The 22145-nt window shown below is 44.5% G+C and carries 23 protein-coding genes and 1 pseudogene; 16 read left to right on the forward strand and 8 right to left on the reverse strand.

The features are described 5' to 3' along the window. Positions 1-166: 166 nt before the first annotated feature. The 7 genes and pseudogenes from BN1234_RS01210 to BN1234_RS01240 all read left to right on the forward strand — a co-directional run bounded on the left by BN1234_RS01210 (position 167) and on the right by BN1234_RS01240 (position 6471). Positions 167-367, forward strand: a complete 201-nt coding sequence (locus BN1234_RS01210) for a cold-shock protein (RefSeq protein WP_054954838.1) — start codon at positions 167-169, stop codon at positions 365-367. Positions 368-462: 95 nt separating this feature from the next. Beyond that, positions 463-690 carry a helix-turn-helix domain-containing protein gene (locus tag BN1234_RS01215; RefSeq protein ID WP_054954839.1) on the forward strand — a complete coding sequence of 76 codons (228 nt, stop codon included), beginning with the start codon at positions 463-465 and terminating at the stop codon, positions 688-690. Between the two features lie 241 nt (positions 691-931). Then, positions 932-1479: pseudogene (locus BN1234_RS21665) on the forward strand (PAS domain-containing protein); the annotation flags it as partial. Positions 1480-1640: 161 nt separating this feature from the next. Next, on the forward strand, positions 1641-2063 hold the full coding sequence (locus BN1234_RS01225; protein WP_054954841.1) for a DUF1259 domain-containing protein: 423 nt from the start codon (positions 1641-1643) through the stop codon (positions 2061-2063). A gap of 54 nt (positions 2064-2117) precedes the next feature. Further along, on the forward strand, positions 2118-2540 hold the full coding sequence (locus BN1234_RS01230) for a DUF1259 domain-containing protein (RefSeq protein ID WP_054954842.1): 423 nt from the start codon (positions 2118-2120) through the stop codon (positions 2538-2540). 240 nt (positions 2541-2780) lie between these two features. Beyond that, positions 2781-5714, forward strand: a complete 2934-nt coding sequence (locus BN1234_RS01235; RefSeq protein WP_054954843.1) for an Ig-like domain-containing protein — start codon at positions 2781-2783, stop codon at positions 5712-5714. A 313-nt stretch (positions 5715-6027) separates the two neighbouring features. Next, the gene (locus tag BN1234_RS01240; protein WP_054954844.1) at positions 6028-6471 is read left to right on the forward strand and encodes an Hsp20/alpha crystallin family protein; all 444 of its coding nucleotides are present in this window, start codon (positions 6028-6030) and stop codon (positions 6469-6471) included. A 163-nt stretch (positions 6472-6634) separates the two neighbouring features. On the opposite strand, the gene BN1234_RS01245 is transcribed toward BN1234_RS01240, so the two are convergent. Both BN1234_RS01245 and BN1234_RS01250 read right to left on the reverse strand, forming a co-directional pair. After that, positions 6635-6832: a nucleotidyl cyclase domain-containing protein gene (locus BN1234_RS01245; RefSeq protein WP_054954845.1), complete on the reverse strand. Its 198-nt coding sequence runs from the start codon at positions 6830-6832 to the stop codon at positions 6635-6637. A 39-nt stretch (positions 6833-6871) separates the two neighbouring features. Further along, complete coding sequence (locus BN1234_RS01250; protein ID WP_054954846.1) at positions 6872-7093, reverse strand: hypothetical protein; 222 nt, start codon at positions 7091-7093, stop codon at positions 6872-6874. 292 nt (positions 7094-7385) lie between these two features. Here BN1234_RS01250 and BN1234_RS01255 point away from each other — a divergent pair, with 292 nt between their 5' ends. After that, positions 7386-9545: a zinc ribbon domain-containing protein gene (locus BN1234_RS01255; protein WP_054954847.1), complete on the forward strand. Its 2160-nt coding sequence runs from the start codon at positions 7386-7388 to the stop codon at positions 9543-9545. A 368-nt stretch (positions 9546-9913) separates the two neighbouring features. Further along, positions 9914-10114, forward strand: coding sequence for a cold-shock protein (locus tag BN1234_RS01260; RefSeq protein WP_054954954.1), 201 nt, complete (start codon positions 9914-9916; stop codon positions 10112-10114). 155 nt (positions 10115-10269) lie between these two features. Here the strand turns inward: BN1234_RS01260 and BN1234_RS01265 are convergent, their stop codons facing one another. Next, positions 10270-11892 carry an amidase family protein gene (locus BN1234_RS01265; protein ID WP_054954848.1) on the reverse strand — a complete coding sequence of 541 codons (1623 nt, stop codon included), beginning with the start codon at positions 11890-11892 and terminating at the stop codon, positions 10270-10272. A gap of 217 nt (positions 11893-12109) precedes the next feature. On the opposite strand from BN1234_RS01265, the gene BN1234_RS01270 reads away from it, so the two are divergent. Beyond that, entirely contained in the window at positions 12110-14191 is a 2082-nt protein-coding gene (locus tag BN1234_RS01270; protein WP_054954849.1) for a methyl-accepting chemotaxis protein, read from the forward strand. Positions 14192-14362: 171 nt separating this feature from the next. Here BN1234_RS01270 and BN1234_RS01275 read toward each other — a convergent pair whose 3' ends face one another. After that, the gene (locus BN1234_RS01275; RefSeq protein WP_054954850.1) at positions 14363-15379 is read right to left on the reverse strand and encodes an anti-sigma factor; all 1017 of its coding nucleotides are present in this window, start codon (positions 15377-15379) and stop codon (positions 14363-14365) included. Then, complete coding sequence (locus tag BN1234_RS01280; RefSeq protein WP_054954851.1) at positions 15376-15867, reverse strand: RNA polymerase sigma factor; 492 nt, start codon at positions 15865-15867, stop codon at positions 15376-15378. Before BN1234_RS01280 ends, BN1234_RS01275 begins: the two co-directional genes overlap by 4 nt. 186 nt (positions 15868-16053) lie before the next feature. Here BN1234_RS01280 and BN1234_RS01285 point away from each other — a divergent pair, with 186 nt between their 5' ends. From BN1234_RS01285 to BN1234_RS01305, 5 genes are all read left to right on the forward strand, one after another. Continuing rightward, positions 16054-16239, forward strand: coding sequence for a hypothetical protein (locus BN1234_RS01285; protein WP_054954852.1), 186 nt, complete (start codon positions 16054-16056; stop codon positions 16237-16239). 191 nt (positions 16240-16430) lie between these two features. After that, positions 16431-17114 (forward strand): PspA/IM30 family protein, encoded by a 684-nt coding sequence (locus BN1234_RS01290; RefSeq protein ID WP_170307954.1) that lies wholly within the window; start codon positions 16431-16433, stop codon positions 17112-17114. Between the two features lie 34 nt (positions 17115-17148). Then, positions 17149-18180 carry a TFIIB-type zinc ribbon-containing protein gene (locus BN1234_RS01295; RefSeq protein ID WP_054954854.1) on the forward strand — a complete coding sequence of 344 codons (1032 nt, stop codon included), beginning with the start codon at positions 17149-17151 and terminating at the stop codon, positions 18178-18180. Positions 18181-18182: 2 nt separating this feature from the next. Then, positions 18183-18971: a TPM domain-containing protein gene (locus BN1234_RS01300; protein ID WP_054954955.1), complete on the forward strand. Its 789-nt coding sequence runs from the start codon at positions 18183-18185 to the stop codon at positions 18969-18971. A gap of 18 nt (positions 18972-18989) precedes the next feature. After that, positions 18990-20009, forward strand: coding sequence for an SPFH domain-containing protein (locus BN1234_RS01305; protein ID WP_054954855.1), 1020 nt, complete (start codon positions 18990-18992; stop codon positions 20007-20009). Between the two features lie 121 nt (positions 20010-20130). Here BN1234_RS01305 and BN1234_RS22385 read toward each other — a convergent pair whose 3' ends face one another. The 3 genes from BN1234_RS22385 to BN1234_RS01315 all read right to left on the reverse strand — a co-directional run bounded on the left by BN1234_RS22385 (position 20131) and on the right by BN1234_RS01315 (position 21432). Then, positions 20131-20307, reverse strand: coding sequence for a hypothetical protein (locus BN1234_RS22385; RefSeq protein ID WP_170307956.1), 177 nt, complete (start codon positions 20305-20307; stop codon positions 20131-20133). A 76-nt stretch (positions 20308-20383) separates the two neighbouring features. Next, a complete protein-coding gene (locus BN1234_RS23170) occupies positions 20384-20584 on the reverse strand; it encodes a hypothetical protein (RefSeq protein ID WP_054954856.1) in 201 nt (66 codons plus the stop codon). Then, positions 20581-21432: a hypothetical protein gene (locus tag BN1234_RS01315; protein WP_054954857.1), complete on the reverse strand. Its 852-nt coding sequence runs from the start codon at positions 21430-21432 to the stop codon at positions 20581-20583. Before BN1234_RS01315 ends, BN1234_RS23170 begins: the two co-directional genes overlap by 4 nt. A 282-nt stretch (positions 21433-21714) precedes the next feature. Here BN1234_RS01315 and BN1234_RS01320 point away from each other — a divergent pair, with 282 nt between their 5' ends. Further along, positions 21715-22143, forward strand: a complete 429-nt coding sequence (locus tag BN1234_RS01320) for a response regulator (RefSeq protein WP_082423055.1) — start codon at positions 21715-21717, stop codon at positions 22141-22143. Positions 22144-22145: the final 2 nt, after the last annotated feature.

The following is a 22145-nucleotide window of genomic DNA, read 5'->3' on the forward strand; positions in this document are numbered from 1 at the left end:
CAGCGTATTTGCTATTTGTGATTTATAGGGGTATAGTAGATTGATTAGGATTTGACCTGATTCACATATCGCAGAGGGTTATTATTTTAATGGCTAACCTTGTGCAATATGTGAATTTTTTGTTTTTAACCGAATAAAAAATCATATAAAATTTGGAGGTGTTTCTATGCAATCAGGAACAGTAAAATGGTTTAACGCAGATAAAGGATTTGGTTTTATCGAGGTTGAAGGCGGCCAGGACGTATTCGTACATTTTAGCGCAATCACGGGTGACGGCTTCAAGTCACTTGATGAAGGTCAGCGTGTGGAATTTAATGTGGTCCAAGGCAACCGTGGACAGCAAGCCGAGAATGTCGTAAAACTCTAGATTAGTGAAACGGTCCCCGAACCTGTCGTTTGGGGATTTTTTTATAAGAGGCGCTTTGTGTTCCATTAGCTGAGAATAGGAAGGATGCTGATTTTATGCAGGTATTTGAAGACTGGAATCTAAAAGTGAAGGCAACCTTCAATGCGACAAGCAACAAAGTTGTATTAACGGTATCTGAGGCTGGAGCATTGTTAGGCTTGTCTAAAGATCAAATGAAAAGCTATGTGGATCAGAATAAGCTAACCAAAGTTCCGATCATGAGAAGTGTTCATAGATACCTTTTACTAAAGAGTGAAATCGATAGTATTGTAAAAAAGCTATAAGCAATAATCATCGGTGTCTTATAGCAGGTATTTGAAAGTAATATCATATTAAAGGGGTTGTCCCAAAATTCATCTGCGATGACTGAGGGACGCCCCTTTTTTTGTTACTCGAAGGGAGACATACAGGTTCAAATCGCATACTCGTTCAATTAATTCCCACTCACTTTGTGCTTCTAATCACAATCTCTGCCTCATTTGGATGTTAGTTTAAAGAAGGAAACAAGATCAAATTTAATCTTTTTTATATAAAGAGGAAGTTGATCGACTGGCGAATTTCAAAATCTCACTGCATCTGGATCAATTTCTTAAGGATCAGGGAGAGGCTAATCGCATCAAATTACTGGAGGATTTCAGTCTCCTCTACGATGTGGATAAGCACTACAGCCGCAAGGAGAATTTACTGTTTCCTTTCCAGAAGATGAATGGCTCCAAATTGCTGCTCAAAGTGAAGATGTCGGTTATTGCCTGACTGCACCGGATCAAGTATGGATTCCTGAAAGAGCAGCTGAACCTGCCACAGATCAGGAAGGGGAGCATTCTCCGCTGCAAGAAGGATATATCCGAATGAGTACCGGTATTTTATCAGTCAAACAGTTGGAATCGATATTAAATCATTTGCCGGTTGACCTGACTTTTATAGATGAGAATGATATTGTCCGGTATTTTTCACACGGTAAGGAAAGGATCTTCGTTCGTACCAAAGCGGTGATCGGCAGAAGTGTTCAGAACTGTCATCCTCCGCAAAGTGTTCATGTCGTCAATCAACTGCTTGCTGATTTTAAAGCTGGTGTCAGCCGATTCAAGAAATCACAGGCCAAAAGCGGATACTCTCTCAATAAGGGAAAACTTCATCGATATAAGAGTCTAGTTCATAATAATTGGCGGTTTGCCTCTATCACTTTCCTTCTTTGATCATAAGATATGCTGAGAATGAAAAAAGGAGGATTCATATGACAGCTAAAGCGAGGGTAAGCCGCCGCCAATTTGAAAGGCTGTGTCAACAGTTTGGACAAATTTTGGGCGGGGAATCGGAAGTGGAAGACGGACCGGTTTGTTTTGTGACAAGAATGACAAACCTGAGTGAAACGATTTTGGGAAGAAGAACACGTTCTCCTTTGGTTCAAATGCAAATGTTTTCGTTTGAGTCCCTTGATAGTTCAGGCCGTGCACTTTGCTTGGGTGAAACCGCAGTACACCAAAATCAGGTGAATCGGTTGATTTCGAATCTTCGTAAACGGGGGATCAAGGTAACCGCGATTCATAATCACTGGTTCAAGGAAAATCCGAGATTAATGTATATGCACTGGGAGTCCATTGACAATCCTATTAATTTTGCCAGAAAAACAAAAGAATCGATTCGATTCTTAGGTTAATCCGAGTGCGGCTGTAAAGGTGTATTTATATTATGCATGAAAGGATGAATTGGCATGAACGGACAAGTGAGCGCAAGTCCCCGCTTTAGAAGATTATGCAATCAGTTTTCTAGCATTTTAGGCGGAACGGAGCATGAAATTACAAAGGGCCCGGTTTGTTTTGTGAGCAGAAATAGAGTCATCAATGCTTCCATTTTGAGAAGAAGAACGACTTCTCCTTTAATTCGCTATCAGCTGTTTTCGTTTGAATCGCTGGACAGCTCGGGTCGCGCACTATGTTTGGGAGAAACTGCACTCTTCCAAAACCAGGTCAATCGGTTACTGACCAATCTCCGCAAAAACGGAATTAAAGTCACAGCCGTTCATAATCACTGGCTGTTTGAAGAACCGCGTCTTATGTATGTCCACTGGGAATCCATCGATAATCCTATAGCATTCGCCAGAAAAGTAAAACGTTCGATTGCGTTCCTGGGTTAATGTTCATAACGGCAGCCCCGCTCTTAAATGAGCGGGGCTGATTTTTTAATGCGATTCAGGAACAAGAATACTTGTTGACCAATCCAAATATATACAGGTAAAATACATGTAGATTTACTAACGAGCGCAATTTCTTCATTTTTATAGGAGAGAGGTGATTCTATATAAAACAGATATCTTTACGCTTTATTGAAAGCGCTTCAATTATTTGACTATAAAAAAGAGGAAGGAAGATGATATTTGATATTTCGAAAAGGAATAACACTGCTGCTTATTGGCCTGTTGAGTATGTTTACTCTGGTGCCTGTTTTTGCAGACAGCTCGGAGAGTATGGAGGTGATGAATAATGAATTAACACAGGAGGCCATTCCGAAATCAATCAAGATTGTCCCCCAGGCGCTGAATCTGAAGGTAGGGAAGGCGAAAGATATTCGGGTGATTGCCCAATTTGACAAGAAAGGCAGCGAGAATGTATCGGATGCCGTCCTTACAGTCAGTGATGACAAGGTGCTTTCTATTTCCGGGATGACGGTGACAGCGCTGAAAAAAGGTGAGGCGAAACTGATGGCAACCTATCGCGGAGTATCTGATGAAGTCCATGTAAAAGTCGATGGCAGCAGCAAGGACAGTCAAAATTCCACTTATCATTTTCAATATGACCTTCCGGAAACGATAGGAGCCGGGCAATATCTGCAGGTTCCGGTAACGTTGGAGACGGAGGAGTCCGGAGAGAACGGATACCAGGATGTGCACATTTCCTTCGGGAAGGTGGAAGGGCCGGGGGATATTTTGTTCCGGGCGGAAGACAGCTCCGGAATGATTCAATCCTTCTTAAATCAGGGAGAGTGGATGAAGTCGGGTTTTGATCTTCCTGCACAGTACCGCCAGACAGACGTCTGGACATTAAAATTCTCCAAGACGGGAACCTATACCTTCGTTTATCGCATTGTCAAATCGGACGGGACGGTCATTGCGGAATCTTCCCAAGTGGTTGAAGTGACTCCCCAATTGGAAGATTTGGGTGTGCAGATTGCCAACTTGACGATTATGACCGGTGCGTTCGGTAAAGATCAGGACGGAAGAGATGTCGGCTATACGGTTATCGTGGGAGAGCCGGGACAGTTCGCTATTGTCGATGTTGAAACGGAAAAAGTTGTCCGCACCATTGACCTTCCGGAAGTAACAGGTTCGTGGACCATCGTAACAACGGAAGACGGTACAGCTTATATTGGCTCTTATCCCAACGGGCACCTCTACAAGTATACTCCGGGTGCAGATCAATTGGAGGATTTAGGGCAGCCCGTTGCGGGGACTACTGTCATTTATGGTCTGATTCCCGGCAAAGACGGGAAAATTTATGGAGGTACGTACCCTGGCGGCAATTTATTTCAATATGATCCTGCTGGCGGAATAACCGATTTCGGCAAAATGAAGCCAGGCGAACAGTATGTCCGGTCAGTAGCTTATGATGAGGAGAGGGAAGTTCTTTATGCCGGAGTCGGAGCTCATGCGACCTTAATTGAATATGATCTTGCAACAGGAACGAAACGAAACTTATTGCCCGAGGCGTATGCAAAATACAGCTTTGTTTACGATCTCAATCTGATCGGCGGGAAGCTGTTCACAAGACTGGATCCGGAAAGTAAGATGGTCGTGATTGATGCAGCTACCGGTAAGGTGGATGCAGAGTTTACTGCCCATTCCAGAAGCGTGATTGCTGATCCGACCCGAAATGTGGCCTATTACACGAATGGCATCTATCTCTATGAATACAATTTGGATACGAAGATATCAAGCCAGGTGATAATTGGCGGACATCCTGCCGAGCTTGGCCAGACGGCTATTGGGTGGAGCTTTGTTCATTTGAATGACACGGACTATCCGGGACCGACCTTGTTCGGCTTCATCGGCAACTATGAAGGCAAAGCGTTCAAGTACAATTTGCAGACACAGAAATTGAAGGTCTTCACGCTGCCTTTGCCAGAACAGCCAACCGATATTTTCAATGTTGCGACAGGTCCGGACGGTAACATTTACAGCAACGGATACATATCCGGCGGTGTCGGTATTTTTTCTCCGGATACAAGAACCCTTGTGAAGAAAACAGGCATAGGTCAATCCGAGTCGATGTGGTCGATGGGTAACAAAATGTATTTCGGGGTTTATCCCGATGCGAAGGTATTTGAGTATGATTTAAGCAAACCGTGGAAAAGCAAACAGAACCCGCGTCAATTGTTTACAATGGCGGAGGAGAGTCAGAATCGGCCGTTAGCCATGGTCGGATCAGAGGAGCATCAGAAGCTGTTTATCGGCACTTCCCCGCAATACGGAAAGCTCGGTGGGGCTTTTGCAATCTATGATATCGCATCCGGACAAGCGGATATCCGCCGCAACTTGATCCCTGACCAAAGCGTCACTTCCCTGGTTTACAAGGACGGGAAAATATACGGCGGATCCAGTATCTATGGCGAGAGCACAGACCCCGTGGCGAAAGAGGCAAAGCTGTTCGTCTGGGATATTTCCGAGGGCAGAGTTACCTATGAAACGGTACCTGTTCCCGGAGCTACGGCTATAGGTGCATTGCTGGTGGGCCCGGAGGGGAATATTTGGGGATTGGACCAAGGGACTCTCTTTATTTTCGATCCGGAAAAGCAAGAAGTCATATACCAGGAAGATAAATTTCCGGGGCTGCGCTATTCAAGAGGGGGAGTTGCTCTTGTGCTTGGCAAGGACGGGGAAATATACGGAACAGCGCAAGGGAAATTATTCCGCGCGGATCCGGACAGCAAGGAAATAACTATTCTCCGGGATCAGGATTCGCACCGATTGACACAGGATGAATACGGCAACCTTTATTTTAAAAATGGTTCGTCAGCCTCCTACGGTAATACCCTGTGGCGTTATACGTTTGAGGATCGAACGATTTCCGTAACGAGCGTTCAACTGGACCAGAAGGAACTAAATCTGAGGGCGGGAGAGTCCGTCGTCCTGCAACCGGAGATTGCCCCTGTTATTGCCACGAATAAGACGGTTACCTGGGAATCGGATAATATAGCGGTTGCAGCAGTCGATGGCAGCGGCCAAGTAAAGGCGATGTCCCCTGGAACTGCTACGATTATGGTGACTACGCAGGATGGCGGTCTGATCGCTACTTGCAAAGTTCATGTAGAGTAGAGGAAAGGATAACTGTCCCACAAGTGAATTAAAATCAATTAGGCAGCCTTGGTCCTGAGTTGCACAGGACTAAGGCTGCTTGATTTTCTTACCATCTAAATCGCCCGAATAAGGCATCAAGTTTACTATATCTTATCTGAAGGTCAAATAAGGTCAAATTAAAAAAAGAGCCCCATCACCTTCGAAAAATGGCAGAAAACAAACTCAAATCAAAGATTACAGGCTTTAATCGACTTTGGCAAAAGAGGGTGCGGTGCATATAATGAAGATGTAAGGTCAAATAAGGTCAAACCATTGAAAGGGGTTGTGAATGATGTTTGATTTGATTCCTTTTGGAGCAAGACGCCGGGACGATGCGTTCGGGCAGATGATGAAGTCGTTCAATGACGTGTTCAGTGAGGACTGGTTTGCACCGTTTAAAAGTTCTCTGACGTCATTCAAAACTGACATTCGCGAAACGGAGAAGGCATATCTTGTAGAGGCAGAGCTTCCCGGATTCAGCAAGGACGACATCGAGATCAGTTATGCTGACCCTTACTTGACGATTAAAGCCGTACGCAAGGAAGACAACAAACTTGAAAATGAGGATCAGCAGATTATACGCAGTGAACGCAGCTACGGTGAATATGTGCGCCGGTTCATAGTCCAAAGCATCAACCCGGACGGTATTTCGGCATCGCTCAAGGATGGTCTGCTGAAGCTGGAAGTGCCAAAACAGCCGGACACCGGCATCAAGCGCATTCAAATTAATGATTAATTAATACACCATTTCAGCTTAAAAGCAGTATGATATCACACTGCCAAAAGCGCTCCCGGGCGCTTTTGGCAGTGTTTTTGTGTTTACATAAACGAAAAAAGCCTGCCTCTCTCCATATAAATTCTAATGTAAGAACCCTGACCTATCAGGCCAGGGTTCTTGTCTACCAGGCAGTAACCACCTGGTTTTTGCCCGTCTTTTTTGCCATGATTTCTGCTTCATCCGCTAATCGAATCAGCTCCGTTGGTGTGGAGACATCGCTCAAGAAAAGAGAGGAGACACCAATGCTGGCTGAGACCCTATAGGGGCGGCCTTCTGACAGCTCCCCGATTCTCTTGCGAAGCTGTTCGGCTATCCGCATTGCGAGCGGGCCGCAGGTTTTACTGGTTATTTTAAAGGGTTATTCGTCCTCAGGAATGCTCTCAATCGCGGTGAAAAATACATCCCAAAGCTCCATGCCAAACTGTTCCTTTATATAATCGCAGATTCGCTCTAATTCTTCCTCAAGGTCATACTCCAGGCATGCACGCCCCTCGCACCATAATACCCTGCACTTGAAATGCTGCTTGATCTGCTCAATCACATAATCCTGCTCTACGCATTCACGGACAGTGACGGTCATTCCTCTCACATCCTTACCTTCTACAATCTTCCGGTTTGATCGTCGTTACCTCTATTATTCAAATTTTAAATATATTTTCGACGACATTTGTCACACAGGGAGTGGGCAGGCGCAATCTGTCATTTCCACTCAAATAAAGTCATATTCCACGATTAGAGTTATAACCTCTATTCGACATGCTTTGAGTATAAAATAGGTAATATTGTTGATACATAGGAGATTGTATGGTACAGTTATCCTGTTTTTCCTCTATATTTAGTTCAATAGGCTTAAGTCAAAAGGAGGAAGTTTCTTGTTTTGTTCAAAGTGCGGTGCTTCTGTCTCTTCTGAGGCAGGATTTTGTGGTGCTTGTGGAAATGCGATTCATAAGAATAAATCAGAGATAGAAGTTCTACCCGTAAAGGTAGAACAGGATAATTCGGAAGTCTCTGCAACGAGCGAAATTGCTGTTCAGCATGAACCGGTTTTACCGGGATTGACCGGTGGGGGCGAGGAGGTACGGTACCTTAAGTTTTTGAAGCGCTATCGGACTGCCTTTGCAGGAGTATTAGGAGCGGCTATTCTAGCAGCTGTGCTTTATTTTGCGGTTATGCCGTTACTCTTTCAGGAAAAAGAAGAGCCTGTTATATTTATGGGCAATAATGAACTGTTTCTTCATATACCAAGTCAGAAGGAGCCGGTTGAGCTTAGTAGAAGGCTGCTCGTTGATGATGAGGATGAAGAAGAATGGGATAATTACGGGTCATATTATGGATATAATCAGATGATAGGTCAAATCGTTAAGATTAGTGAAGATAAAAGCAAGCTTTTCTTTATTAATCGTATTAAAAATGAAGGAACAGCTAATCTCTATTATCGCGATTTGAAGAAGAAGGCATCGAGTTGGAAGGATGAGCAGGCTGTGAATCTGGCCACCAATATTTCCAGCCTGGAGGGAAACGGATTTACGATTAGCAGCACCGGCCAAGAGGTTTTGTATGTGAAGAGGAATAATGACGAATACAAAGGTAAACTTTATTTGCACAATTTGTCGGACGAAACCGTCATTGACACACGTGTAACGAACTATTGGTACGCTGATGCGAAATCTGTAATCTACTATACGAAGAGAGACGATAACGAAGAACAAAACCTGTATGTCGTTAATACCAGTAAACTTGATGATAAGATAAAGGTTGATTCTAACGTAAACAATATTGTCCAATTCGATTCATCCAATGGGAATATATACTACACCAAAAATGACAGCAGCAAGAATGTCAATTCACAGACTCTGTACAGCAAAGAGTTGAATGAGGATAAGGAGAAGCTAATATCCAATATTGACAGCATCGTATCGGATATTAAGAATAAACAGTTTTACTATACGGTAGCTGAAGAAAAGGAATTTGAACTCTATTCTTTGGTAGAGGATGATATGGCGGAAAGCGATGGTGACATTGCAGAGCCGTTATTATCGGATTATGAGTCGTTAGTAAATACACCGTATACAGACTATTGGTCGGGTGAAACATATTATGAAGAAGAGCTCGTGACAGATTACGATTCATATAACATCGCATATGACATATATTCAGCCAAAATGTCGAGAGATCAGCTTCGACAATCGCTGAAGGAGGAATCAGTCTATGATGTATCTTTATCGCTCTATTTGTTTAGTGAGGGTAAAGCGAATAAAGTAACAGATGGGTACTACTCCAATTCTTTTAATGATCCGGGTGTAAAGACTATTTTTTATAGTAAAAATGAACGCGGCTCCATGAAGAAGTTATATCTATCCGAGATTGGGGGTGCAGAGGAGGTCCGCTCCGAGTATGAGCAGCGGTTAATGCAATCTACGGTTACTTATATGTCCAGCGGTCAAGTACATGATACGAGTTTCCTGAAAGAAGGAACTGCCATGTCAATGGCTGTGCTGTCATCTGATGAAAAGCAGCTATACTTTATCGAAAGTACAGAGTCGAATAATGAGCTGGTCTCCTATGAAATCATAGACGGCAAACCAACGAACCGGAAGCGTCTGGATGAGGATGTTGAATACTTTAATTACATTCCAACAGACTCAACCTTGTTCTACTATAAAGAAGTTCATGATGATGCAGGAGAGCTGTATCAATATGCTGATGGTGAGAGCAAACGAATATCTATTGATGTTAAACTTGGCTATACGACTTATTATCCTGAAGATAAAACGCTTCTTTATATGAAGGATTATTATGATCAAGATGGAACAGGCGATGTGTATAGATATAAGAATAAAGAATCCGTTAAAATAGCTGGCGATGCAGGAGCTTATTATTATAATGGACCCACGGAGCTTTATTATTTAGATCATCTTGAATCAGATCGGACTTATGGAAAACTTAATAAATATGAAGATAAAGGCAAGTCTGTGGAGATCTCTGATCGGGTATATTCGATGTTTTCTCCCGTGCATCGATTTAATTTTTGAAATAGAGTATCTTGAAAACGACCGAATCAGGGTCGTTTTCTTTTATTTATTAACGGTGAATATGACCATCTCGGACAAATCGGAGGCTGGACCCGGGAGTGTTCAGGGTATTATTACCATATTAATAAGGTATCTATATATACCCAGGCATGCTATACTCAGTATATCGAAATAGTCACCTAACGAATTCACATAGCGTAGAGGGTTATTATTGAAGAAGTCATAACCTTGTACCATATGTGAATTTTTATTTTTCAAGAGATTTTGCAAGAGATTTTTTAGGGATAAAATTGACATGTAATAAGTATTTGTAAAAGATCTAACAAGAGTTTTCAGATGCTTAAATTTAAATTAGGTGGTAATGAATGATGGAAACAGGAACAGTGAAATGGTTTAACGCAGAAAAAGGATTTGGCTTTATCGAGATCGAGGGCGGCAACGATGTATTTGTACATTTCAGCGCAATCGTAGGAGATGGCTACAAGTCACTTGATGAAGGCGATCGCGTCGAGTTCAATATCGTGGAAGGCCAACGCGGCCCGCAAGCTGAGAACGTAGTTAAGCTTTAATAGACAACGATTAACAAAAGCCGCAGTCCTCAGACTGCGGCTTTTGTGTTTATACATAACCCTATACACTAAAGAACCTTCCCGCATTAGCGGGAAGGTTCTTGTTCCATGCAAAAGTAAAAGGGAGAATGAGCCTTTGCACGGGTGCAACGTTGTTATTGTGTCAATTGTGGTGTGTTTACAGGAACGACTCTGGCATGAGCAGCTTGCTCGAAGGAATAAGCAAGGTCAAGCAGCTTCTGTTCGCTGTACGCTGTACCAAGGAAGGAAATACCGGCAGGAACGCCTGCTTCCACAACCCCAGCAGGTACAGTTACTTCAGGGAATCCTGTAGCAGATGCTACATAGCTTGCAGCATAAGTATCGTATGCGTTGCAGACATATGTAGGATCTTCCTTGTCAAAACGGTTGGAAGCAGGGCAAGACATCGTAGGGAAGACGATCGCATCCAGATTGTTTTCCTTCATGATTTTTTCGATTTCTTTACGAGTCTTCGGAATTTCTTTATTCACGATGTTGTTATATTCCTTGGAATACAATTTATCCGCTTCGGCCAAGGTTGTCTTCAGGCCTTCCAGGCGTGCAGGGTTTACAGGTGTATCCGAGTTCATTACTTCAGGAGACTCACTGATATCGATGACTTCCTGCAGAGTTTTAGGTCCGTTTCCTGGAACGGTGCTTAAGTATTTTTCGAATTGGCTCTTGAATTCCATATCGCCAACCGGTCCAAGCACTGGAGTCCAGAGGTATTTGGTTTGTTCGGAGAAGGACACAGGAACAACAGTGGTGCCCTTATGCAGCATAGTAATAATCGCTTGGTTTGTAATGGCGTCGATTTCTTCATTATCTCCAAAGAAATCTGTTGCGACACCGATACGCGCGGTTTCAAGAGAAGAAGCATTCAGCGTTTTAGCGTAATCCTGAACATGCTTGTCTGCAGATTTTGTAGCTTCATCTGCGCTATCTGTTCCAGCCATGGTTGAGAGCAGGATGCTTGCATCCTTTACACTGCGTGCCATAGGGCCAGTTACATCCAGGGAAAGAGAGGAAGGAACAACTCCGCCGCGGCTGGTCAATCCCAGTGTCGGTCTGATTCCTACAAGACCTGTAACATTCGCAGGACCTCTAACAGAACCGGAAGTATCTGTTCCAAGTCCGAACACAGCGAAATTCGCTGCTACCGCTGCAGCGCTGCCGCTGCTTGAGCCCGATGCATCACGGTTCAGGTTGTAAGGGTTGATTGTCAAGCCGCCCATGGAGCTGTAACCGAGTCTGCCAAAGGAAGCAGCGAGCTCGGACATATTTGTTTTTGCGATGACAATTGCACCAGCATCAATCAGCTTTTGTACGGTGTATGCGTTCTTAGCTGGATAGATATCCTTCAGCGCTGCAGAGCCGGCAGTTGTTGGCATGCCAACAACGTCATAGTTATCCTTTACGACAAAAGGAATACCATGAAGTTGGCCTCTTGGTCCTTGCGTTTTGCGCTCGGCATCCAGAGCTTTTGCCGTTTTAAGAGCGTTTTCGTTAATGGAAATAATAGAGTTGATAGCCGGGCCTTGCTTATCAAAGGCATCAATACGTTTCAAATAGTATTCAACCAATTCTTCCGAAGTGATTTGTCCGTTGTTTAAAGCAGTTGAAATTTCTTCAATGCTTTTCTCAAAGGGATCAAACCCTGTTTTTCCCGCTTCGGCATTTGCCTGATTCCACGGGAACATAGAAATGACCAGCACAATCGCTAGTAAAGCATTCAAATTAAATAGTTTCTTTCTCAACTGTGGAACCTCCTGATGTCTGTTTATTAGTTCTTATTGCTTACTTATTTCTCCCTCTCCTATGTGTATATCGGCAATAGTCCTAAAATTATGAATAGAATCCGACAAAAGTCCTCATTTTTTAGCAAAATAATTCGACATGATATAACAAAAAACGATATTTTGCCGATAGTATGTAAAGACGCATTACAAAGTTCTTAAAAATGGGGGAGACAACTTGAGAAGGAAATTGCAGTGGAACTTAAAGATTCAATTGTTGGTAACGATGATCGTTCTAGTCCTGCTGTCCACATTATCACTAGGATTCGTAGTGGACCAAAAGGTTACGAGTGATATGGAAAAAAGCTTTTATAAGGCCACACATAAGGAAATGAAGCAAGTAAGCAATGCAATGAACTTATATTTTGAAACGGTGAACGAATCGGTTCAATACTTTGCTAATCTGCCCTATGTCAAAAAGGCTGATAGCTCGATCACCTCTTATGTAGATGTGAAAGGGAAGGATGGAACGATTCAGATGACCCCATCCAAAAAGCCGGGTATGGAATCGCAGATTTACAATTCCTATTTAAATTATGCGAAGACACATCCGAATGTAGCTTATATTTATATGGGAACCAAAGATGGCGGATATATACAGTGGCCGGAAGGGACCTCGAAGGACCAATTTGATCCAAGACCCAGAGCATGGTATACCCAGGCTATTGAACAACCGGATAAGGTGATGCGCTCGGGAGCATATTCAGCTTTTACCACAAATACGCCGATTGTCAGCTCTTCCGTTACTATAAAAGACGAGAAGGGGAATATCGTTGGTGTTCAAGGTGTCGATGTAAGCTTGGAATCACTGACCAATATGATCAATGATATTAAGATCGGTGATAACGGTTTTGTCATTTTGGCCGATCAAACGGGCACCATTCTGGCACATCCTAGGCAGCCGGAGATGAACTTCAAGACGTTAAAGGATTTGAATGTGAAGGAGTTTGCCGACATCGATAAAATGGCAGACAAGAATTTTCACATCACCGTGAATGGCAAGCAAGTCCCTGTCAGCGTGTATGTTTCCCCCGAAACGGGCTGGAAATATATTGCGATGATGGACAAAGGCGAAATAGATGCTACGGTTAAAGATATCCGAACAATGATCGCCCTCATCACATCCATTATTGCCGTTGTTGCTGTTGGGATCACCCTGCTGGTATCAGGTGCAATTACGAAGCCGATCAAGGCTGTTGTGCAGTATTTGCAGCAGATCGGCAGTGGTGATCTGGCTACTGAAATACCAGAGGCCATGCTGAGCAGGAAACATGAAGTAGGCGATATGGTCCGGGCTCTGAATGATATGAAACAGGATATGCAGAATATGATTGGCGGGATTTCCGGTTCAGCGCATACCGTCTCACGGGCAACATTTAGTCTTACAGACAGTTTGGATCAGACTCAGAAGGCTTCTTCACAAATTACAGAATCGATCATTCAATTATCGACGGCTTCCAGCGATGAAGCGAGTACCGTTATGGCGGGCTCGGAGAAAGTGGATGATCTTGGAGAGTCTATTGATCAGGTAACTGATTCTACACAGGAAATATTGGCACTTGCTCATCACACCGGGGAGCTGAATCAACGCGGTATAGGCATTGTGCAGGAGCTCGTTGGGCGCTTTAACAAGACACTGCAATCTTCCGAGGAATCTGCGAAGGCCATTAAGGATGTAAGTGACAGCGCAGGAGAAATCAGCTCCATCCTGATTACAATTCTAGAGATTTCGAGACAGACTAACTTGCTGGCTCTGAATGCATCCATTGAGGCTGCAAGAGCAGGCGAGCATGGGCGGGGCTTCTCTGTTGTGGCATCCGAGATCCGTAAGCTTGCGGAGCAGTCAGCTTCTGCGGTGAATGACATCGGTCATATTATTACGAATGTAAACAATCAGGTGGGAGCTGCAGTTCAATCGATCGGAACTTCCCGGGAATTGTTTATGGATCAGGAAACGGCCGTTCGGGAAACGGAGTCTATCTTTAACGAAATTATGGAGTCTGTAGACAGCCAGACGAATAAAGCAGGCCAGGTGGACGAATATATTCAATTGATGATTGAAAAGCGTAATGAACTTATGGATGTCTTTACGAACATTTCCGCTATTACAGAGGAAAATGCTGCGATTACCCAGGATGTATCCGCTGCGGCTGAGGAGCAGCTCGCTACGATGGATGATGTAGCAAGCTATTTGTCCAAGTTAAGCGAGCTTTCCAAGGATCTGGAGGATAACATCAAGAAGTTCAATATTAACAAGTAAGCATTTGTGAAGTTTTAATAAGGGGCAAGACTGAACCGCTAATGTTTTGGGCTTGTGTAGAGGGCCGTTCCAACAGTCATCCTAGATGACCAAGGGGCGGCCTCTTTTTTCGTTGAAGGGGATGTCCATTCTGTTTCGGACCTGTGCTTCGATATTTTGTTACTCTTCGGATCAATATTTATCCGCTACCGCACCCAAAGTAACGCCTCTTACGTAAGGCTCATCGCTTAATACTCGAAGCTCTTCCGCAGTCCCTGTAACAACTACGCCCAAAACACGGATATCACTGGCATCTGGCTTCTCTTTATCTTTCTTTAGGTAGTTGTAGATACGGTTGAAATCATAATGGTGATTTCCCTCCAGCCGGACTCCCGCTTCTAGTGCGTCCAGGAACTTCTGCTCCGTTACTTCCATTGATGATTCTGATGATAGGTTAATGCCAAAACCATGTACCCATGATTCTGAGAACGGAGTGGAGTAACTTTTATTTCCGTTTCCATCGATATATGACTCTAAGTATTTTTTATTGTCATACGTGTCTACCCAATACCAGGTTTGGGTTAGTCCAGGAGGAATTAATTGTTTAACTTCGCTTAACGAGTAATCCTTATCAAAAGAAATGGCCATTTCCACTAGTTTTGCCGGGTTCATCTCCTGAAGCAGGGGAAGATCGTTGAGAATTTTGTCGTTATAGTCGATGCTCGGTATGTAAAATAACATTTCTCTTTGTCCGCTTAATCCATTGAAGCTGCGGTTATACTCATAACTGTTTTCCTGCATGTCGGCATCAGGCACTGAAAGACTTTGATTGATACTTCCAGATAGGGAAGTAAAGCTGAGGAAGGGGAATACATTATATTTCGTTTCCTTATGTGACCACGGGACAACTGCACCTTCAATGACTTTAGCAGTATAAGTCTGTAGTGTACCAGACAAAAATCCACTGTTGTTCCTTCGAGCGGTTACCACTTCATTTGGACCTGTGATTTGCATTAGGGCATTTTCACTTTTCGAGACCCGTTCAGCACTCCAGCTCGCTAAATGGGCATTTCCAATCATTGCTCCAAACAGAACGATGACAGTGACAAGTAGTGATATGATTGTCGTTCGAAAAGTCGATTTCCATTTTGCCCTCTTAATTGCCTTCGTGAAATTGCCTTTATCCTGCTGATTAAGAGGATGATTCATCCCACTTCACCCCTATACTTTAGTTTAAACTGTTGTCTCGCTTGATAGAGCGCCGCTTTAACATGTTCCATACGCAAACCGAGCAATTTTCCGATTTCCTTATACGATAGCTCCAGCTCATACTTCATAATGAGAAGCTGCTTATGAAGAGGCATGAGCTGATTTAAAACCGCCTCAACTTCCTTTTTCTTCTCTAGCAGCAGCAAGGGATCCTCCGGTAATTCGGCAGCTGGAAGGTCCATGGCGTCAATCGGTACGGTAATCCATTTTTTTCGACGGCAGAGGTCATAATATTGGTTAATTGCTACCTTATACAGCCATGCGCTAAAATTCTTTTCTTCTATGGAGTCCATATATAAAAAGGCTTTGTATACCGTATCCTGCACCAAATCCTCTGCATCGGATGGAGAGGCGCCAAGGCGGATTAGGTATTTTCGAATTTCATACAGCTTTGGCTGCAGCAGCTCATAGAGCTGTTCGGTGTCCATGCTCCACCACCTTTCATAGGTATAACGGACGGGAACATGAAATGTTAAGGATTTCGTGAAAAATTCTTCTAAAAACATATAAACGCGCAATGTATGCGCATTCCTATCATGCTATAATAGTGTCTAATATCGTCTTATCATGTTGAACATGGGAATCATGATGGGAAGGGTCAGGAGTGTGTGGGGATGAGATATAATATTTGGCGTCCGATAATTTTGATTTTAGTGGCATTCGCTACGAAAAACCTGGTTGCGAGCATATGCATGTTATTCGGTATGGCGCCTGAATCGGCTGAAAGCGCTGGATTTATAGGAATGATTGCTGCTGGATTGATTATGTATAATCGACTAACGAAGAGCCGTCGCAAATGAAGTATCGAACAAGGCTTTAAAGAAGGGTAAAATTATATATCAAGAAAAAAGCACCTTTCGCAGGTGTTTTCTTTTTTATTTTAAAGTGGGATTCAGCCATCCTCTGCTTCAGCATGAATTGATTATGAAACCTTTTGCCTGGATGAAGGGTATATTATTGATAAGTAATTTGTTGAGGAGGGTCTCCAATCATGGGAATCTTATCGAGGTTTAAGGATATTATGAACGCGAATATGAATGTCCTGCTCCATAAAGCAGAGAATCCAGAGAAGACGATTGATGAATATATGCGCAGTTTAAGCAGTGATCTTGGGAAGGTAAAGGCCGAGACGGCATCCGTTGCAGCGGATGAGCGAAGAGCGAAGAGAATGCTGGATGAATGTGCGGACGAGATCAGGAAAATGGAGCGGTACGCCGAGAAGTCGGTGGAAGCAGGTAATGACAGCGAGGCGCTTAAGTTTCTGGATCGCAAGGCAGTCCAGACAGAGAAGCTGGGCGAATTGCAGACGGCCTATGACCAAGCGGCTGAAAAGGCAGCGAAGATGAAGCAAATGCACGAAAAGCTTGCAGCGGATATAGGGCAGCTTGAAGCGCGTCATGCTGAACTGAAAGGGAAAATGGCCGATGCGAAGGCACAGCAGGCACAGAATGATCGGAATTCCTCAGCAGGCGGTGTGAGTGCTGCCTTTGATGCGATGGAGGAGAAGGCGAGCCTTGCCTTGAATGAAGCCATGGCACTGGCCGAGCTTAGAGCAGGCAAGAAGGAAGATGATCTGGACGATCTGATTGCCCAATTGGAGAAAGATCAGAATTACCAGGTAACGACCGAAGACGAATTGGCTGCCATGAAAGCTCGAATGGATAAGAAAGACTAGCATAACTATTTCTTTTTGTTATCGGGGTGAGAAGATGCCGGTTATTGAATACAAATGTCCGAACTGCGGCAGCGGTATGGTTTTTGACAGCGAAACAGGAACACTGTCTTGTCCAAGCTGCGGCAGAAAAGATGATATCGAGAATATGTCCGATCCGATTGAGACGAATGTGTTTACGGAAGACGAAGCGAAGGAATATCACTGTACCAGCTGCGGAGCGGTTATTATGACGGATGCCGAAACGGCGGCTACCTCCTGCAGCTTTTGCGGATCGGCTGTGGTCCTTGGCGATAGACTGACGGGGAAGCTGGCTCCAGCGAAAGTGATACCTTTTTCAATCAGTAAGGAAGAAGCGATGCAGGCTTTCAAAAAGTGGTGCAAGAACGGCCTTCTGACACCGAGCGGATTTATGACGGCGGACCGAATTAAAGGGATTACCGGGATTTATGTTCCATTCTGGTTATACGATTTACATAACAAAGTGGAGGTTTTTGCTCATGGCACAAGGGTAAGGACCTATACGAGAGGAGAATACCAGTATACGGAGACGAAGCATTATGACATCTACCGTAAAATTCGTCTCAATTATGTAAAGGTACCGATTGATGCCTCGGAGAAAATGAATGACGAGCTGATGGATAAACTGGAGCCTTTTCCGTACGAGCAGCTAAAGAATTTTAAGACGCCGTATCTGGCAGGTTATATAGCGGAAAAATACAGCTACGACGGGCAGCAGCTGTTCCCGCGGTCCAAGGAAAAAATCAAAGGCTATATCGATGCATATATCTCATCTGCGGTATCCGGTTATACCACGGTTAGTTACACGAACAAGCAGATTGATACCACGATGAAAAAGGCGGATTACGTGCTGCTTCCGGTCTGGATGGTGCATTATGATTACAATAAGGCAGAGCACACCTTTGCGATGAATGGTCAGACAGGCAAGGTTGTTGGCAAGCCTCCAATTAGCCGAGCGAAGGTAGCAGGATGGTTCGCAGGGATATCGGGCGTCTCGTTTCTGTCCCTGAAGCTGATATCCTGGATGATGGGGGGCGGATTCTGGTGAGTATAAGAAAATGCAGAGTCGTGCTGACTCTGCTGGTCATTCTATTTGTTTATGGAGTCGCTCCAGCTGGCATGACAGCAGCTGCGCCGGAAACCAAACAGTTAATCTTTGATAACGCGGAGCTGCTTACCCAGGAAGAGAAGAATGAGCTGAATGAGCTCGCTAATGAATACGGAGCGGATCGCGAAACGGATATCATCATCCTTACGGCTGACAGCGCTCCAAACGATGACTATGAGCAAATGACAGAGGATTTCTATGATGAATACGGACCCGGCTATGATAAGAAGCATGGAAATGCCGTCATCCTGACTATAGTGATGGCTACCAGGGATGTACACCTGGAAGGTTACTATAAAGCTGAGGAATATCTGGACAGCGGCAGACTGGATAAAATACGTAACAAAATTACACCGGCACTCTCGAGTGGCGATTACCGCTTAGCTTTTGAACAATATATTAAGACAGCTCATCGTTATATGGGCTTCAAGCCCGGCGTCAATCCGGACAATATACTGTTTAATATTTGGTTTCAGCTCGGAGGAGCAGTGGTGATTGGAGGTATTGCCGTATTTGTAATGGCTTATCGTTCCGGAGGCCGTGTAACCGTCACTCGCCGAACCTATGAGGATACAAGCACATCAGGAATTCTGGCGCATGAGGATCGTTATTTGCACACAACGACAACGAAGCGGAAGATTGAACGCAATACGGGCGGCGGCTCAGGCGGTGGCGGTGGAGGCATCTCCAGAGGCGGACACTCGCACAGCAGCAGCAGCGGAAAATTTTAAGGAGAGGGATGAACAGGTATGGGATTTTTTAAAAATCAATTTTCGAACGTGGTGGAATGGGAAGAGTTTAGAGATGATATGATCTTCTGGAAATGGAGCAACCGTGAAATTAAAAAAGGAAGTAAACTGATTATCCGCTCCGGCCAAGACGCGATCTTCGTGAATAACGGCAAAATTGAAGGAATTTTTGAGGATGAGGGAACGTATAACATCGACTCGGAAATCATTCCGTTTCTATCTACATTAAAAGGGTTTAAATTTGGCTTCAACAGTGGAATGCGGGTGGAAGTGTTATTCGTCAACACGAAGGAGTTCACGGTTAGATGGGGAACACAGAGCCCGGTTCTGATCCCGACGCCGCAGCTTCCAGGCGGTATGCCGATCCGCGCGAACGGTACCTTCAATTTCAAAGTGTCGGATTATGTGACGCTCATTGATAAGGTGGCCGGAATGAAGAACAGCTATCTGGTGGAGGATGTGAAGATACGGATTACCTCCGTGCTGGATCAGCTGCTGATGAAGTGGATTAGCCGGGAAGGCAAGGATATGTTTAACCTGCAGGCTAACGCTTCGGATATTGCCAAGGGTATTCAAGAGGATCTGGATATGCAGATGATGGGTAACGGGATGACGATTACAGGATTCCAGATCATGAGCTTCAACTACCCGAAAGAGATCCAGGACATGATTACGAAGACCGCATCCCACGAGATGATCGGCAACCTGCAGAAATACCAGCAGGTGAGCATGACCGATGGTATCGCTTCCGGTAAGGTGCAAGGCGGGGGAGCTGCTTCTGATATGGCAGGCATGATGATGGGCATGAACATGGCGAATGAGATGATGAAGAATATGAACCAGGGGCAGAATCAGGGACAGGGGCAGAATCAAGGCCAAAATCCCGCAAATAACTCATCGCAATCAGCGTCCGCCTCATCTGCATCTGACGGAAACAAGAAGCCTAATTTTTGTCCAAACTGCGGTGCGAAGAATGAAGGGGCTAATTTCTGCCCGAACTGCGGTCAGAAATTGAGCTAAGCTGAATAGTCCAGTGCTGATTCTTTTTGCTCAGCAGGATACAATACCCCGGAGCTGCAAGAGCTCCGGGGTATTTTTTAAGGACAAAGCCGGGTGTTACCCTGGGGTTCGTTATTGCTTTCTAGTGAAAGTTGTCAGACTCACTTTCCTTATACTTGCCATTGCTGTCATGCTGGGATGCTTTACGGCGATCGTTACGGGCTTGCTGCTGCTGCTGCGCATCCAGGCTGTTTACGGGGGTTGATTCCAGGTCTTTTACCGTGTTGATCAGATTCTTGTCTGGTTGGTTTGTACTCAATGGAAAGCTCCTCCTTATAATGCTGAAATAGGCTGTTCTAGTATGCGTCAGCAGCCGCCAGGATATTCGTGCTGGTTCAAAACGGATTCAGCACATGATAGAACACATTTGGCGAAGCCATGCGGTAATAGAAGCTGCACCAGCCAACGCCCTTGTTGTTGAAACGGTTCGTTGTGCTGTACACCAATCGTTCCTGCTCCAGCTCTTCGATTCTCGGTATACGGCCTTCTACATAGTCAAGAATTCGAAGCGACGCGGTATCTAAACGGCCAATCACACCGCTGTAACGGATGTCGATGACCTCCCAGCTTGAGTTGGCTTCTCCTCTGTGTAAGCATGCTCGGCATAGAGCTGTAAACCAAGCAGCGCGGCAAAAGGATTTCCTTCATTACCGTCGTCTCCCCACATCGTTGCGTATACCTCGCGGATGCCTTCCTTTTTACATACCTGCAGGGCTGTATCATGAATCTTTTTGCTGCGGAATGGTGCGCTTGCGGCATCGATCATTCTCTCGATCAGTGAATGGGTCTGTTCACTTCCGACCAATAGAGCCCCTTTCGTATCCTTGTAATGTCTGACCGGCTCCCATTTCAGGAATTCCTCGAGATGAGCAAGGGTCTGGATGCTTGGGAAGGCCTCAATCCCGAATTGATCCGCATAATCGTCAATCTCCTTCAATTCTTCATGGGAGTAGCGACCTCTCATGTATCCGAAATAAGGTTCATCTGCAATTTCGTATGTATCCTCCATATACAGCATGACGGTGCTCATGCCCATTAGCGCCATTTTGTTCAGCATAAGCTTGAAGCTGTCCACGGTGAGCACGGCGTTACGGGACAGGTCGAACATCGGTCCGATGTTATCAAACTGCTGTTTCTCTTGAATGTGGAATGAGTCGCTCTTGCGGCTGTGCTGAATGAGGAGTCCAAGGCCGCGGAAGAACTGATGCTTTCTCCCATAACGGATATAAGCTTGGCTTCCCTCAAATCCGACCTCGAGATCGCCTTTCGATCCTTCAACGTGAACAGGAATACCGTCTTCACTTATCTCTATGCCAAGCTCAGGCAAGAGCAGTTGAACACCGGGCATGATATCCGAAATATTGCCCTCGAAACGAAATTTCATTATGAAATCCCCCTGCAACCATATTTTCATAGCATACTAAAAGTTATAACATTATAATGTTTAATGTTATTAGAATCACTTGGGTAAATCAATGATTACTTTCCGCGAAAGAGTGAGTATTGTTGATAATTTTTTTATTCATTTATATAACTTTAGCTTCTTGTTATGAGTTCTAGTATTTAAAGACAAGTCAGTTCAAGGAAAAGGAGTTTAAACGCAGTGCATGACCTTAAAAGAACGAATACTCAAACCCAAATATCGGCGCTTAGGATAGTACTTATCATGCTTCTGCTATCCGCTTGTTCCCAAAGCAGTGAGCCTGAGGCGATTCCAGATCAATCGAAGTCAGAGGCTCCTACCGAATTAGTCCATATCAATACAGAGGTGAAGATTAATAAGGTCCATATCGATGCCAAGGAGGACGGTGGATGGTGGGTGGTCCCTCAAGATGCGGAGACATTAACGATCAATGTGGAAGCGGATCATGCTGATACCGTTCTGTTTTGGTCTGCTCCTACGGGTACGGAGGTTGGCAAAGAACGGGAGTTAATAGGGTATGATATCGATGGAGAAGATGGCTGGTCGCTGAAGTGGAATATCAAAGGCCAGATCCTCCATAATCATATTGACGTTCAGGTGTTAGGGATGGATGGAAAATCATTAACCCGCCAGACATTTAATCTGCATACAGCCACCGAGTACGACAATTAATA

It is taken from the genome of Paenibacillus dakarensis (genome assembly GCF_001373415.1).
Classification (GTDB): Bacteria; Bacillota; Bacilli; order Paenibacillales; family Paenibacillaceae; genus Paenibacillus_AQ; species Paenibacillus_AQ dakarensis.

Bases quoted from the DNA above. Each gene is read 5' to 3' on its own strand.
- BN1234_RS01240 (WP_054954844.1), top strand. From the start codon at position 6,028: ATGTTTGATTTGATTCCTTTTGGAGCAAGACGCCGGGACGATGCGTTC.
- BN1234_RS01215 (WP_054954839.1), top strand. From the start codon at position 463: ATGCAGGTATTTGAAGACTGGAATCTAAAAGTGAAGGCAACCTTCAAT.
- BN1234_RS01280 (WP_054954851.1), bottom strand. From the start codon at position 15,867: ATGGACACCGAACAGCTCTATGAGCTGCTGCAGCCAAAGCTGTATGAA.
- BN1234_RS01290 (WP_170307954.1), top strand. From the start codon at position 16,431: ATGGGAATCTTATCGAGGTTTAAGGATATTATGAACGCGAATATGAAT.
- BN1234_RS01245 (WP_054954845.1), bottom strand. From the start codon at position 6,832: ATGCGGATAGCCGAACAGCTTCGCAAGAGAATCGGGGAGCTGTCAGAA.
- BN1234_RS01320 (WP_082423055.1), top strand. From the start codon at position 21,715: ATGCTTCTGCTATCCGCTTGTTCCCAAAGCAGTGAGCCTGAGGCGATT.
- BN1234_RS01305 (WP_054954855.1), top strand. From the start codon at position 18,990: ATGGGATTTTTTAAAAATCAATTTTCGAACGTGGTGGAATGGGAAGAG.
- BN1234_RS01230 (WP_054954842.1), top strand. From the start codon at position 2,118: ATGAACGGACAAGTGAGCGCAAGTCCCCGCTTTAGAAGATTATGCAAT.
- BN1234_RS01250 (WP_054954846.1), bottom strand. From the start codon at position 7,093: ATGACCGTCACTGTCCGTGAATGCGTAGAGCAGGATTATGTGATTGAG.
- BN1234_RS01225 (WP_054954841.1), top strand. From the start codon at position 1,641: ATGACAGCTAAAGCGAGGGTAAGCCGCCGCCAATTTGAAAGGCTGTGT.
- BN1234_RS01210 (WP_054954838.1), top strand. From the start codon at position 167: ATGCAATCAGGAACAGTAAAATGGTTTAACGCAGATAAAGGATTTGGT.
- BN1234_RS01285 (WP_054954852.1), top strand. From the start codon at position 16,054: ATGAGATATAATATTTGGCGTCCGATAATTTTGATTTTAGTGGCATTC.
- BN1234_RS01275 (WP_054954850.1), bottom strand. From the start codon at position 15,379: ATGAATCATCCTCTTAATCAGCAGGATAAAGGCAATTTCACGAAGGCA.
- BN1234_RS01295 (WP_054954854.1), top strand. From the start codon at position 17,149: ATGCCGGTTATTGAATACAAATGTCCGAACTGCGGCAGCGGTATGGTT.
- BN1234_RS01260 (WP_054954954.1), top strand. From the start codon at position 9,914: ATGGAAACAGGAACAGTGAAATGGTTTAACGCAGAAAAAGGATTTGGC.
- BN1234_RS01315 (WP_054954857.1), bottom strand. From the start codon at position 21,432: ATGAAATTTCGTTTCGAGGGCAATATTTCGGATATCATGCCCGGTGTT.